10 protein-coding genes are annotated in these 13461 nt (G+C 47.9%); 6 read left to right on the top strand and 4 right to left on the bottom strand.

The window, feature by feature from the left end; translation table 11 throughout:
* Positions 1 to 521 precede the first annotated feature (521 nt).
* Complete coding sequence (groL, locus tag Q4Q57_RS16715) at positions 522 to 2159, bottom strand: chaperonin GroEL (protein WP_011847850.1); 1638 nt, start codon at positions 2157 to 2159, stop codon at positions 522 to 524.
* Between the two features lie 57 nt (positions 2160 to 2216).
* Positions 2217 to 2507 carry a co-chaperone GroES gene (locus Q4Q57_RS16710; RefSeq protein WP_006086113.1) on the bottom strand — a complete coding sequence of 97 codons (291 nt, stop codon included), beginning with the start codon at positions 2505 to 2507 and terminating at the stop codon, positions 2217 to 2219.
* A 224-nt stretch (positions 2508 to 2731) separates the two neighbouring features.
* Between Q4Q57_RS16710 and Q4Q57_RS16705 the strand changes: the two genes are divergently transcribed.
* A complete protein-coding gene (locus Q4Q57_RS16705) occupies positions 2732 to 4099 on the top strand; it encodes an MATE family efflux transporter (protein ID WP_311891447.1) in 1368 nt (455 codons plus the stop codon).
* A gap of 1 nt (position 4100) precedes the next feature.
* Here the strand turns inward: Q4Q57_RS16705 and Q4Q57_RS16700 are convergent, their stop codons facing one another.
* A complete protein-coding gene (locus tag Q4Q57_RS16700; protein ID WP_006086115.1) occupies positions 4101 to 5090 on the bottom strand; it encodes a LysR family transcriptional regulator in 990 nt (329 codons plus the stop codon).
* A gap of 128 nt (positions 5091 to 5218) precedes the next feature.
* Between Q4Q57_RS16700 and Q4Q57_RS16695 the strand changes: the two genes are divergently transcribed.
* From Q4Q57_RS16695 to Q4Q57_RS16685, 3 genes are all read left to right on the top strand, one after another.
* Positions 5219 to 6301: an efflux RND transporter periplasmic adaptor subunit gene (locus Q4Q57_RS16695; RefSeq protein WP_311891446.1), complete on the top strand. Its 1083-nt coding sequence runs from the start codon at positions 5219 to 5221 to the stop codon at positions 6299 to 6301.
* A gap of 3 nt (positions 6302 to 6304) precedes the next feature.
* On the top strand, positions 6305 to 9394 hold the full coding sequence (locus Q4Q57_RS16690; protein WP_311891445.1) for an efflux RND transporter permease subunit: 3090 nt from the start codon (positions 6305 to 6307) through the stop codon (positions 9392 to 9394).
* 194 nt (positions 9395 to 9588) lie between these two features.
* The gene (locus tag Q4Q57_RS16685) at positions 9589 to 10125 is read left to right on the top strand and encodes a hypothetical protein (protein ID WP_012088204.1); all 537 of its coding nucleotides are present in this window, start codon (positions 9589 to 9591) and stop codon (positions 10123 to 10125) included.
* A 126-nt stretch (positions 10126 to 10251) separates the two neighbouring features.
* Here Q4Q57_RS16685 and Q4Q57_RS16680 read toward each other — a convergent pair whose 3' ends face one another.
* Positions 10252 to 10860: an FxsA family protein gene (locus Q4Q57_RS16680; RefSeq protein WP_011847864.1), complete on the bottom strand. Its 609-nt coding sequence runs from the start codon at positions 10858 to 10860 to the stop codon at positions 10252 to 10254.
* Between the two features lie 251 nt (positions 10861 to 11111).
* Here Q4Q57_RS16680 and cutA point away from each other — a divergent pair, with 251 nt between their 5' ends.
* Entirely contained in the window at positions 11112 to 11435 is a 324-nt protein-coding gene (cutA, locus tag Q4Q57_RS16675) for a divalent-cation tolerance protein CutA (RefSeq protein WP_012088202.1), read from the top strand.
* The gene (locus Q4Q57_RS16670) at positions 11432 to 13291 is read left to right on the top strand and encodes a protein-disulfide reductase DsbD (protein ID WP_311891444.1); all 1860 of its coding nucleotides are present in this window, start codon (positions 11432 to 11434) and stop codon (positions 13289 to 13291) included. The genes cutA and Q4Q57_RS16670 overlap by 4 nt, the downstream gene beginning before the upstream one ends.
* The last annotated feature ends 170 nt before the right edge of the window (positions 13292 to 13461 follow it).

Below are 13461 nucleotides of genomic sequence, written 5' to 3'. Positions count from 1 at the left end.
TAGCGTCAGTCGAATCAAGGACGCTAAATGCTCAAGGGGCTTTCAACTCCGTTAGGGGCGTCTTGGCTGATGTGAAAACAATAGGCAAGGAGGATAAGACGAGCAGTCCTCCTTGGTCGACTCTTGATTAAGAATCTGGGGGGTGAAGCCCCACGACTTTGATTCACCTCGGCCGTTAGGCCGCAATGACTAACAAAGTTGAAAGATGGGACCATCTAACCACCAGCAAAAGTATACGATGTTACACTTTCAGCAACAATTTCAGTGCTTAAAACCCAAAAAAAGTGTAGGTAAGTACACCAGAAACTTACTCACGTCGTTAGACCAAGAAAACAAAACCCCGACTCAGTTACCCGAGTCGGGGTTTTCATTTTTTTTACAAGAATTTAGGTTTAAGCTAAAGACCGCAGATGTTTTTACGCAGGATAAAACGTTCAGTACAAGGCGCTGTGAGCGTAGCATACGTTGTGTGTATGTGAGCGAGCAGCAACGCCGTAATCAACGTTTTAGACCAGCAAAAATTACATCATGCCGCCCATTCCGCCCATGCCACCCATACCGCCCATATCTTGGCTAGCATTTTGTGGAATTTCAGCAACCATAGCTTCTGTAGTGATCATCAGACCTGCGATTGACGCAGCAAATTGCAATGCACAACGGGTCACTTTAGTTGGGTCAAGGATACCCATTTCTAGCATGTCACCGTAAGTGTCGTTACCGGCGTTGTAACCGAAGTTACCGCTACCGTTCTTCACTGTGTTAGCAACAACTGACGCTTCTTCACCCGCGTTAGTGGCGATTTGACGCAGTGGCGCTTCCATTGCACGCAGTGCGATAACCACACCGTGTTTTTGGTCTTCGTTTAATACTTCAACTTCAGCGATCTTAGAAGCTACGCGAACCAGAGCAACACCGCCGCCAGGAACCACGCCTTCTTCTACCGCAGCGCGAGTTGCATGCAGAGCATCTTCAACGCGGGCTTTTTTCTCTTTCATTTCAACTTCAGTCGCTGCGCCAACTTTAATCACTGCTACGCCGCCAGCTAGTTTAGCCATACGCTCTTGCAGTTTTTCTTTGTCGTAGTCAGAAGTTGATTCTTCAACTTGTTGTTTGATTTGGCTTACACGAGCAGCAATTTGTGTTTGCTCACCGTTACCATCGATGATGGTGGTGTTGTCTTTAGTGATCACAACACGCTTAGCTGTACCTAAATCTTCCAACGTTGCTTTTTCAAGCTCTAGGCCGATTTCTTCAGCAATTACAGTACCGCCAGTCAGGATTGCTACGTCTTGCAGCATTGCCTTACGACGATCGCCAAAGCCAGGTGCTTTAACGGCAGCCACTTTCACGATACCGCGCATGTTGTTCACAACTAATGTTGCTAATGCTTCGCCTTCAACGTCTTCAGCAACGATAAGCAGTGGCTTACCGGTTTTTGCCAGACCTTCAAGGATAGGTAACAGTTCGCGAATGTTAGAGATTTTCTTGTCTACTAACAGTACGAATGGGTGATCTAACTCAACGCTGCCGGTTTCTGGCTTGTTGATGAAGTATGGAGACAGGTAGCCACGGTCAAACTGCATACCTTCTACTACGTCCAATTCGTTTTCTAACGCTTGGCCTTCTTCAACTGTGATCACGCCTTCTTTGCCAACTTTTTCCATCGCAGTTGCGATGATTTCGCCGATAGATTCGTCAGAGTTTGCAGAGATAGTCGCAACTTGGGCAATCGCTTTTGAATCTGCACAAGGTTGTGATAAGGCTTTTAATTCAGCAACAGCAGCGATAACGGCTTTGTCGATACCGCGCTTCAGATCCATTGGGTTCATACCGGCTGCAACGGCTTTTAAGCCTTCAACTACAATAGCTTGAGCCAGTACAGTTGCAGTAGTAGTACCATCACCGGCGGCGTCGTTGGCTTTAGAAGCAACTTCTTTCACCATTTGCGCGCCCATGTTTTCGAATTTGTCTTCTAACTCGATTTCTTTGGCAACAGACACACCGTCTTTAGTGATCAGTGGTGAGCCGAAGCTCTTGTCTAATACCACATTACGGCCTTTAGGGCCTAAGGTCACTTTAACTGCGTTTGCGAGAATGTTTACGCCAGCCAGCATTCTTACGCGAGCGTCATTACCAAATACAACTTCTTTAGCTGCCATCTTGATTATCCTTTAAATTTTTAATGATTAATTGGAATGTCGAATTGATGCTGAGGATTAACCCACTACTGCCATCAGGTCAGCTTCCGACAGGATCAAGACTTCTTGACCGTCGATTTTTTCTTTCTTAACGCCGTAACCTTCGTTGAAGATCACCACGTCACCCACTTTGACATCCAGTGGCTTAACTGTGCCATTTTCTAAAATACGGCCATTGCCCACAGCAAGGATTTCACCGCGAGTTGATTTTTCAGCGGCGCTACCGGTCAGTACTATGCCACCCGCTGATGTTGATTCAACTTCTAGACGCTTAACGATTACGCGGTCATGTAATGGACGAATATTCATCTATGAACTCTCCTAATGATTTGATGCCCTACAATCGAGCCTATTTGTGATTAAAAAAACAGACACGTCGGTCTGCTCTTTTGCTGTCTGAGATATGGGGCTGATAGTGTCGAGATCCAAGGGCATTTACAAAAAAAACTTCAATTTTTTGATGTCGGTTTTTTCAAGTCGGCACAATCCTGCTAGAATCTCGCCTCCGCTCGCTAACAAGGCACTATTTTTCCATGAAAGACAGACACGGGCTGCTAACAGCGCCAATTGGTCGTGTACTGCTCAACATGAGCCTCCCCAACTTAATTGGCATTATGACCATTCTAGGTTTCAGCCTCGCTGACACTTTTTTTATCAGCCAATTGGGCACCGAAGCCTTAGCCGCCATCAGTTTTACCTTTCCAGTGACCTTAGTGATCTCGAGTATCGCCATTGGTATTGGCGCTGGTGTCTCGACTAATTTAGGCCGACTTATCGGTTCGGGTAATGCCCACAAGGCCAAAGTCTTCTTGCATGATGCCTTATTACTCACCTTTGGTTTGATCGCCAGTTTAGCTGCACTGGGTAGCATTTTTATCGAGCCACTGTTTCGCTTACTTGGGGCAAATGATGACAGCTTGCCGCTGATCCACGACTATATGATTTACTGGTATGTCAGCGCGCCGCTGCTGGTGTTGTTGATGGTGGGCAATCAAGGTTTGCGTTCCACCGGCGATACTCGCTCGCCAGCGATGATTATGGCGCTGGCGGCAATCATCAATCTTATCCTCGATCCTTTGTTGATTTTTGGTATTGGGCCGTTTCCGCGCTTAGAAATCCAAGGCGCCGCAATTGCAACCCTGTTCGCTTGGTTGATTGCCTTATCTTTGTCGGGATATTTGTTGATTGTCAGGCGCAAAATGCTCGAATGGACAGTGTTTGACATAGACAGAATGCGCGCGAACTGGAGCAAATTAGCCCATATCGCACAACCCGCCGCCTTGATGAATTTAATCAATCCACTAGCCAATGCCATTATTATGGCCATGTTGGCGCATATCGATCACAGCGCCGTAGCAGCCTTTGGTGCCGGTACTCGGTTAGAGTCAGTGCTATTAATAGTAGTGATGGCACTGTCGTCGAGTTTAATGCCCTTTATTGCGCAAAACTTAGGGGCAGGACAGCCACACAGAGCAAAAGAAGCCCTGCTATTATCGATAAAATTTATCTTTATTTTCCAAACCTTACTCTATATCCCACTGATCTTTTTAGCCGAGCCTATCGCGCATTTATTCAGTACCGATCCGCAGGTTATCGAGTGGCTGAGTTTTTATATCTTAGTGCTGCCCTGTGCCTACGGACCTTTGGGTATAGTGATTATTGTCGCGACCTCGCTCAATGCCTACCACAGGCCTATGAGTTCATTAGTCATCAATCTGTGCCGCTTAGTGCTGCTTATGCTGCCGCTAGCAGCCTTGGGATCGTATATAGGTGACGTTAAAGGCCTGCTGCTCGCGCTACCTGTGACCAATATTTTGATGGGAATTGCCTGTTACTGGCTGGCGCAGCGGATCTGTGAGCCCACAAAGATCACGACCGCAAACGCCATTAGCGAGGGGTAAGCTAGCTTGATTTTTTAACGGGAAAGCGCAACACGTCGTCTGAAAACGCTCCCGTAGAGGCTTTGCAGGATCGACGTGGGCCTTGCTCACTCATATTAGTCGGCACCCCGTTTGGCACTAACTCTTGCATGATATAGTCGATAAAGCGCCGACTGGCTAAACTTACGTAACGTCTTGATGGATAAGCTAAGAAGCACTCACCTTGGTGGGGTTGGATTTCAGGTAATAAGGTCACTAACTCACCAGTTTCCACATATTCGGCAACGACTTCAGAAGGTGCATACACGATACCGCGTCCTTGCAATCCAAACTCTACCGCCACTTCAATACTGTTCGAGCAGAAATTGCCTCTAACTCTCACCTCTTGTTCTGAACCGATAAATAACTCATTAAAAATTTTGCCGTTGGATAAACGGAACATAGACACATTATGCGCTTCAATCTCTTTCGGTGTTTTAGGTGTACCGTGTGCCGCTAAATATTGCGGACTGGCGTAAAAACGTAAGTCAGTGGTAAAAATTGGCCGCACCACTAAATCTAAGGTATCCAACGCAGGCTCGACTACAAAGGCCACATCGAGATTATGTTTCACCATATCAACGGATTCTGAACTGCTGATGACTTCTAAGGTGAGTTTGGGGTGCATATCCATAAAGCGGAAAATGGCTTGCATCAAGATTTTCATGCTGTGGATAGGGAACATTTGAATGCGCAGATGGCCACTGATCTCAGCATCATCATTGGTCATTTCAAATAGAGTTTCATCGAGCTGGGCCAGAATGTTTTGCGAGCGCTGGTAGAAATGGCTGCCCGCAGAGGTGAGCGTCATGGAGCGGCTCTGGCGGTGGAACAATTTAATATTCAGCTCATCTTCCAAGGCTTGCAAACGTCGACTCACGGTCGATTTGGGTAAGTTAAGTAAATCAGCCGCTTCAATCAAACTACCGGTTTCAGCAATTCGGTGGAATAACGCTAAGTCCTCTGTCTTCATTTTGACCTTAAGTTCAATCTCATTATGTGGGACTGATAATCCCAAAGTATCCCGTTTATTGCAACTACTTTAGCTGGTATCTTCGCGACCAGAAATGCTGACAACTTGTTAACTAGGAAATCGCCACCATGAAATCATATCGACTCTTGCCACTGGCTATGCTGCTTCCAGCCCTGCTCAGTGGTTGTTCGCCTGCGGAAAGTTCAGTACAAGTGGACACTGTCCGTCCGGTTAAACTGTTTGAAGTGCTCAACGTAGAAGCTGGAGATTTTAGAACCTTTCCTGCCCGCGTTGCCGCCAATAGCCGCGCCGAATTGTCGTTCCGTATTTCAGGGCAATTAACCGAACTAACATTAGTCGAAGGCCAAAGAGTCGCTCAAGGTAGCTTACTCGCAAAACTTGATAACAGGGACGCCCACAATAATTTAATGACCCGCGAGGCGGAGCATGAACTGTTAGCCGCTGACTTTAAACGTAAAGTCGAGCTACTCAATCGCAAGCTGATTTCACAATCTGAGTTTGATAGCACTCAAGCGCAACTCAAATCGGCCACCGCCGCCTTAGCCGCTGCACGCGATCAACTGAGTTACACCCGTTTAACGGCGCCTTTTAGCGGTACAGTCGCCAAACGTTTAGTGGATAACCACCAAATAGTGCAAGCAAACCAAGGGGTATTAACATTACAAAACAATAATTTGCTCGATATTAGCATTCAAGTTCCCGAGTCGATGGCGGCGGGTTTGAAGCAATATACCGATCAAGCTCACTTTGCAGCTAAGGTGCGTTTTAGTGCCTTCCCTGAGCAAAGTTTCGATGCCAAATTTAAGGAATACTCGACTCAAGTCACGCCAGGTACTCAAGCCTATGAAGTGGTATTTTCGTTACCTCAACCTCAAGATATTCAGTTACTTCCAGGAATGAGTGCCGAGTTGACCTTAGCCTTAGTCAAAGATCCTAGTGCCCTTGCGTCAACGGTAGTGCCAGTGACCGCTATCGATAAGCGCGACCAAGATGGCCAAGTGCAAGTGTGGATTTATCAAGCGCAATCGGGTGAAGTAAAACCGACGATGGTGACGCTAGGACGCGTGAGTAATCAAGGTGTTGAGATTTTAACGGGCGTCAACAAGGGCGATCTTATCGTCAGCGCTGGGGTGTCTCAATTATCCGCGGGCATGAAAGTCAAACCACTTCGCTGGCAGCGTGGAGTGTAATTGATGAACATTGCAGAGTATTCGATACGCCACAAAGTCATCAGTTGGATGTTTGTGTTGCTGCTACTCGTGGGTGGCGGCGTGAGTTTTACCGGTTTGGGGCAATTAGAGTTTCCCGAATTCACCATTAAAGAAGCTTTAGTGATCACGGCTTACCCCGGCGCATCACCTGAACAAGTTGAAGAAGAAGTCACACTGCCGCTCGAAGATGCCCTGCAGCAACTCGATGCCATTAAGCATGTGACCTCGATTAACAGTGCGGGCCTGTCACAAATCCAAATCGAGATTAAAGAAAGCTACGACAAAACCACCCTGCCACAGGTGTGGGATGAAGTGCGTCGTAAGGTCAACGACACGGCGGGCAACTTGCCTCCGGGTACAACCGCGCCGCAGGTGATGGACGACTTTGGCGATGTGTATGGCATTTTATTTAACCTTTCGGGACCTGATTACAGCAACCGCGAGTTGAGCAATTACGCCGACTATCTGCGCCGTGAACTCGTGCTCGTGCCCGGGGTTAAAAAGGTCTCGGTTGCAGGCAGTGTCACCGAGCAAGTCGTGATTGAAATCTCCCAGCAAAAGCTGTCGGCACTAGGATTAGATCAAAGCTATATCTATGGTTTAGTGAACAATCAAAACGTGGTCTCCAACGCGGGCAGCTTAGTGATTGGCGATAACCGTATTCGCATTCATCCCACGGGCGAATTTAGCAATGTGCAGGATCTGGCGCGCTTGATTGTGAGCCCACCGGGTAGCACTGAGCTAATTTACCTTGGCGACATTGCTAATATTGAAAAGGATTACGACGAAACCCCGAATGTGCTTTACCACAATAAGGGCGAAGCGGCGTTATCACTGGGGATTTCTTTCTCTAGTGGCGTGAACGTGGTCGAAGTCGGACAAAAGGTCAGTGACCGTTTAGCCGAGCTTGAATCCCAACGCCCAATCGGCATGAATTTAGCAACGGTTTACAACCAGAGTCAGGCGGTCGATGAGACAGTCAATGGCTTCTTAATCAACTTATTAGAATCGATTGCTATCGTGATCGCCGTGCTCCTGCTATTTATGGGGCTGCGCTCGGGTATGTTGATGGGCCTGATCTTACTGCTGACGATTCTGGGTACCTTTATCGTGATGAAAGTGCTGGGGATTGAGCTGCAACTCATCTCCCTCGGCGCACTCATTATCGCCCTCGGCATGTTGGTCGATAACGCGATTGTGGTCACTGAAGGTATTTTAATTGGCCTGCGCCGTGGTAAAACGCGCCTCGAAGCGGCGAAGCAAATTGTGGATCAAACCCAGTGGCCGCTCTTAGGCGCGACTGTCATTGCCATTATTGCCTTTGCGCCCATTGGCTTATCGCAAAATGCCGCCGGTGAGTTCTGCCGCTCTTTATTCCAAGTATTGATGATTTCGCTGTTTATCAGCTGGATCACCGCCATCACCTTAACGCCGTTCTTCTGCCATCTGTTATTTAAGGATGCGCCGAGCGACGAAGAAGCCCAAGACCCTTACAAGGGCTGGTTCTTCAGCTTATATCGCGCAAGTTTAACCCTAGCGCTGCGCTTTAGACTGGTGAGTATTCTGCTGGTTGTCGCCATGCTGTTCAGCGCTGTGGTGGGCTTTGGTCATATCAAGAATGTGTTCTTCCCTGCCTCTAACACGCCGATTTTCTTTGTGGATATCTGGATGCCAGAGGGCACGGACATTAAGGCGACCGAACGTTTTACTGCCGATATTGAGCGCCAGTTACTGCAACAGAACGAGCAAAAAGATATTGGGCTAAAACACTTAACCAGCGTTATCGGGCAAGGCTCGCAGCGTTTCGTCCTGCCCTATCAGCCAGAAAAAGGCTATCCCGCCTTTGCCCAGTTGATCGTCGAAATGCAAGATCTAGCCGCCGTTAAAGCCTATATGCCAGAGTTAGAAACCTTGTTAAATCAACGTTTCCCACAGGCACAATATCGCTTAAAAAATATGGAAAACGGCCCATCGCCCGCAGCCAAAATTGAGGCACGCTTCTACGGTGACAATCCTGAAGTGCTGCGCGCTTTAGGCGCCCAAGCCGAGGCCATTTTCCACGCCGAACCGAGCATGGATGGCATACGTCACAACTGGCGTAATCAAGTGCCCTTGATCCGTCCGCAACTGGAAAATGCCCAAGCGCGGGAAACGGGGATCAGTAAGCAAGATCTCGACAATGCCCTATTGGTTAACTTTAGCGGTAAGCAAATTGGTTTATACCGAGAAACCAGCCACTTGTTGCCCATCGTCGCCAGAGCGCCCGCCGAAGAACGTTTGCAAGCCGACAGCCTATGGAAGCTGCAAATTTGGAGTAGCGAACACAATACCTTTGTTCCAGCCACCCAAGTGGTGAGTAACTTCAACACTGAGTGGGAAAATCCGCTGGTGATGCGCCGCGATCGCATGCGTATGCTCGCTGTGATGGCCGATCCTAAGCTTGGCAGTGATGAAACCGCCGACTCTGTGCTGCGTAAAGTGAAAGACAAGGTCGAAGCGATCAGCCTGCCCGCAGGTTATCACTTGGAATGGGGCGGTGAATTTGAAACCGCAGGCGAAGCACAAACCGCAGTATTCAGCTCGATTCCTATGGGTTATCTGGCGATGTTCTTGATCACTGTATTCTTGTTCAACTCAGTACGTCAGCCCTTAGTGATCTGGTTTACTGTGCCCTTAGCCCTGATTGGGGTGTCTGCGGGACTCTTGTTATTCGACGCCCCTTTCAGCTTTATGGCGCTACTCGGCCTGCTGAGTTTGTCGGGCATGGTGATTAAAAACGGTATCGTCTTGGTCGATCAAATCAACCTCGAACTCAGTGAAGGTAAACCCGCTTATTTCGCCTTGGTCGATTCCTGTGTCAGCCGCGTACGCCCCGTCATGATGGCAGCCATAACCACTATGCTCGGGATGATCCCACTGATCTCAGACGCCTTTTTTGGTTCAATGGCGATTACGATTATCTTCGGTCTTGGTTTTGCTTCACTGCTAACACTCATAGTACTGCCTGTGATGTACAGCCTAGTATTCAATATTAACGCGACAGCGATAGGAGGTGAGTCACCTAACAAATAACACTCAACTTTTTAGCTCCGCAATTGATCCAAAAACGCTTCCCGGCGCGGCCGGTCAGTCACTCGTGGCTGGCTGGTCATTTCTAATACATGTCCCCCCTAGCTATTGCGATCTGTTGCGCTTATCTGACTTGCCATTTACACTTGATGGCGAGCGACAAGCTCAAGGAAGTGATTATTAAATAAGGAAGTTATATGAAGCTCATCAAGCTAGCTGTGCTGCTCGGCCTCGTTTTTATGGCGTATCAAAAATGGTATGCAGTCAAACCCCTCGAATCCCATGTATTAACTTCTGTCCCCGTGAAAGTGCACATGTTACCTAATCCTAAGGCGCTACATAAAAACTCGGGACAGGTCAGCGTTGAAACCATCACCACTCAAAAACAAGCTCAAGAACCGCTGGTATTGAGCGTTATCGCCTACAGCTCCCAGTTTGAAACTATAGATGAGGAAGACATTACTGAGCTTTCCTTCGATGACACCAACACGCTAGCGAAAAAGTTTAAAGAGATGCAGGGAACAGATGAGCTGAAATTGACGCGCGGTTATATCGAACACGGCGGGCAGCGGGGTTATGAGATCAGTATGGATATGGGTAAAGATCTCGGCACCTTAGTGCAGCATGCCTATGCCTACAATAATCACCTGCTGATTTTAACCGCCAGCTATGATGACAACGGCCAAAACCGTCGCACCGCAGAAGCCTTTCTCAACTCAGTGGAATTTTTATAACGAGTGGAAAAAAAGCACCAGCGGCGTAGCTCAGAAGAATTCTGAAGGCCGCTGGTATTGAAGCGAGGTTTGGGTAGAAGCTCAAACGAATAAACGCGTAAATCAGATTAGCTAAACCATAACAGACTAAGGCTTAGGATCTTTATCCTGCGTGTTACCTTGTTCTTTATTCTGATCTTTATCAGGCAGCTGATGACTCGCGGGCTTGATATCACTTGGATCGACTTTATGTTCGAAGTCGCCCTCAAACACATTACCGTCTTTCTTCACGCTATCATCAAACGGCGCTTGGCCAAATGGGTCCTGCGGCTTAGGCCCAAAGGGACCTTGACCCGCTTGAAAGCCACCGTGCATTCCGCCCTGTAACCCCGCTACAACGCGCAACTGCATGCGCTTAAACAGCAAGGCAGCAATGGGACGACGGGTGAATGGCGTCAGCAATAATAGGCCAATGGCATCGGTCACAAAACCGGGGATCACCAGTAAAATACCCGCCATGGCTAACATCATGCCTTCGACGATTTCTTGCCCCGGCGCTTCACCGCGAGCGAGTTTTTGCTGTACTTGCATTAAGGTGCTTAAACCTTGGCTGCGAACCAAAGAGACCCCGAGCACGGCGGTAAACAGCACTAAGCCTATGGTAGTCCAAGTGCCAAGCACTTCACCCACACGGATCAGCACCGACAGCTCTATTACTGGGATCAGCACAAAGAGTAAAAATATAATGAAAAACATACCGACCTCAGGTTTATCTGACTATCTGTGTAAACTAAATGGGGACTATCCGGTCTTAATTCAAGTCAGGCTAAGCATTGCGACAGACTAAGGGGCTAATAACCTCTGATTGAGCAACAGATTTAACAACTGATATTTAGCTCACCCTTTTGTTAACGCGCTAATGTATGAGACCATTAAAACACGTAAAGTAGCCTAACTCAGTTGGCTTAAGCGAACTTTAAGATTCTTAAGAGACGATACCTAATACCATGCAGCATCAGTATTTAATGGTTAGCACTACCTGCCCCGATGAAGTACAAGCCAATACCTTGGCTCGGGCTTTAGTTGAGTCGCGTATTGCCGCTTGTGTTCATATCTCCGCCCCGATACGTTCAATTTATGCTTGGGAAGGGAAAATCTGTGAAGAACAAGAATTTAGCTTACAGATTAAATGTTTACAAAGTCGATATTCAGAGTTAGAACAACTTGTGCTTAGACTTCACCCTTATCAAGTACCAGAAATTATTGCCGTGCCTGTGACTCACGGGCTACCAGCCTACTTAGATTGGATAAAAGACAACACTCAGCCATGAAAAAACTACTCAGCCTTATTTTCACGTCTTTATTGCTCCTCACGCCCTTAGCGCACAGTGAAGGGGTTTTCGGTAACAAATTCGACTTCATGAAGAGTGAACCGGAATTGATGCCTGTCGATCAAGCATTTGCCTTCGATTTCAAGCAAGAAGGTAATCAGGTCAAACTCAATTGGGTGATTGCCGACGGTTACTACATGTACCGCGACAAGCTTAAGTTTACTGTCAATGGCGCCGAGCTAGGCACAGTGGCGCTGCCCAAGGGCAAGCCCCATGAAGATGAGTATTTTGGCGAGCAAGAAGTCTATTACACCTATGTGGATATTCCCGTTGCGTTAAAGCAGGCCGATGAAAATGCCACGCTTACCGTCACTTTTATGGGCTGCGCCGAAGGCAAGTTGTGTTATCCACCGACCAAACGTGACGTGGTGCTAAAAGCGATTGCCGCCAACGATGGCTTAATCGCAGGTGCCGAAGCGAGCGAATCGACCGCCGCCGCAAAGCCAGTAAGCACTGAGTCAGCCGGTAACGAGCCAAGCACGGCCGACAAAGCCAATACCCAACCTATTACTCAGCAAGATACCCTGAGCCAAATGCTGTCAAACGACAGCCTGATTTGGACCTTAGTGATCTTCTTTGGTCTAGGTGTCGGTCTGGCATTAACGCCTTGCGTGTTCCCTATGTACCCGATTTTGTCAGGCATTATTGTCGGCCAAGGGCAAAAACTCTCAACCGCGAAAGCCTTTACCTTGTCCATGGCTTACGTGCAAGGCATGGCAATCACTTATTCAATCTTAGGGTTAGTGGTTGCATCGGCGGGACTGAAATACCAAGCAGCATTGCAACATCCGGCCGTGTTAGTGGTTCTGGCGATCCTGTTCTTTGTGCTCAGCTTATCTATGTTTGGCCTGTACGATTTAAAACTGCCATCGAGCTGGCAGGAGAAGATGAACTCAGTATCGAACAATCAAAAAGGCGGCAACTTAGTTGGCGTATTCTTGATGGGCGTGATTTCAGGTCTGGTCGCATCACCTTGTACTACCGCGCCGCTGTCGGGCGCACTCGTTTATGTGGCGCAAACCGGCGACTTACTCCAAGGCTTCTTAGCCCTGTATGTGCTCAGTATGGGCATGGGTTTACCTCTGCTGATTATCGGCACCTCGGGCGGTAAATTATTACCCAGAGCCGGCGCTTGGATGGACATCATTAAGACCATCTTCGGCTTCCTGTTGATCGCTGTGTCTATCGTAATGCTCGGCCGCATTTGGACGGGCGTGGTATCCGATGTGCTTTGGTCACTGTGGGGCGTGAGCTTCACCGGCTACTTGATGCATCAGAACAAACTCAGTCCCTTCAACTGGAAACAAACTGTCCGTTCAGTGCTATTAACTCTGACGCTACTGGCAAGTTTCTCCTACGGATTCCAAGCTGTGATGGGCCACTTTGGTTTTAATCACAATCCCGTAGGCACTGCGGCGACGACCGAAGAAGCCCATGGCTTTAAACGGATTAAATCCATTGAAGATCTTGAGCAAGAAATCGCTGCCGCTGCCGCCCAAGGTAACCCTGTGATGCTGGATCTCTATGCCGATTGGTGTGTTGCCTGTAAAGAGTTTGAAGCCATCACCTTTAAGGATGCAGACGTGTTAGCCCGCATGAATAAAATCGTGCTGCTGCAAGCCGATGTGACTAAGAGTGACAAGGTCGATGTGGCCTTACTCGAAAAATACAATGTGCTCGGTTTACCTACGTTGTTGATGTTTAACGAACAAGGTGAGCAAAGGGAAGATTTACGTGTGACTGGTTTTATGGGCCCTAAAGATTTTGCCGCCCATTTAGATCATCTGGTGAAATAGTCACGATTTAGACTTAGACCACTAAAGCGATTTCACCCGCGCCAGTTTTAACCGGCAAGTGTATTTGCCGCAACACCAATAGAAAGCGGACTTTTTTCATTAAAAGTCCGCTTTTTTGTTCCAGTGTCATAGATTTCTTATACAATCACTCATAATTTTGGACTTTTTAG

Source organism: Shewanella sp. SP2S2-6 (assembly GCF_031931965.1).
GTDB classification, from domain to species: domain Bacteria; phylum Pseudomonadota; class Gammaproteobacteria; order Enterobacterales; family Shewanellaceae; genus Shewanella; species Shewanella baltica.
Note: the sequence above shows the minus strand (reverse complement) of the source record. Positions and strands in the feature narration are given on the sequence as shown.

Coding starts and splice junctions, on each gene's coding strand:
- Q4Q57_RS16685 (WP_012088204.1), top strand. CDS start 9,589: ATGAAGCTCATCAAGCTAGCTGTGCTGCTCGGCCTCGTTTTTATGGCG.
- Q4Q57_RS16710 (WP_006086113.1), bottom strand. CDS start 2,507: ATGAATATTCGTCCATTACATGACCGCGTAATCGTTAAGCGTCTAGAA.
- Q4Q57_RS16705 (WP_311891447.1), top strand. CDS start 2,732: ATGAAAGACAGACACGGGCTGCTAACAGCGCCAATTGGTCGTGTACTG.
- groL (WP_011847850.1), bottom strand. CDS start 2,159: ATGGCAGCTAAAGAAGTTGTATTTGGTAATGACGCTCGCGTAAGAATG.
- Q4Q57_RS16680 (WP_011847864.1), bottom strand. CDS start 10,860: ATGTTTTTCATTATATTTTTACTCTTTGTGCTGATCCCAGTAATAGAG.
- Q4Q57_RS16695 (WP_311891446.1), top strand. CDS start 5,219: ATGAAATCATATCGACTCTTGCCACTGGCTATGCTGCTTCCAGCCCTG.
- Q4Q57_RS16670 (WP_311891444.1), top strand. CDS start 11,432: ATGAAAAAACTACTCAGCCTTATTTTCACGTCTTTATTGCTCCTCACG.
- Q4Q57_RS16690 (WP_311891445.1), top strand. CDS start 6,305: ATGAACATTGCAGAGTATTCGATACGCCACAAAGTCATCAGTTGGATG.
- Q4Q57_RS16700 (WP_006086115.1), bottom strand. CDS start 5,090: ATGAAGACAGAGGACTTAGCGTTATTCCACCGAATTGCTGAAACCGGT.
- cutA (WP_012088202.1), top strand. CDS start 11,112: ATGCAGCATCAGTATTTAATGGTTAGCACTACCTGCCCCGATGAAGTA.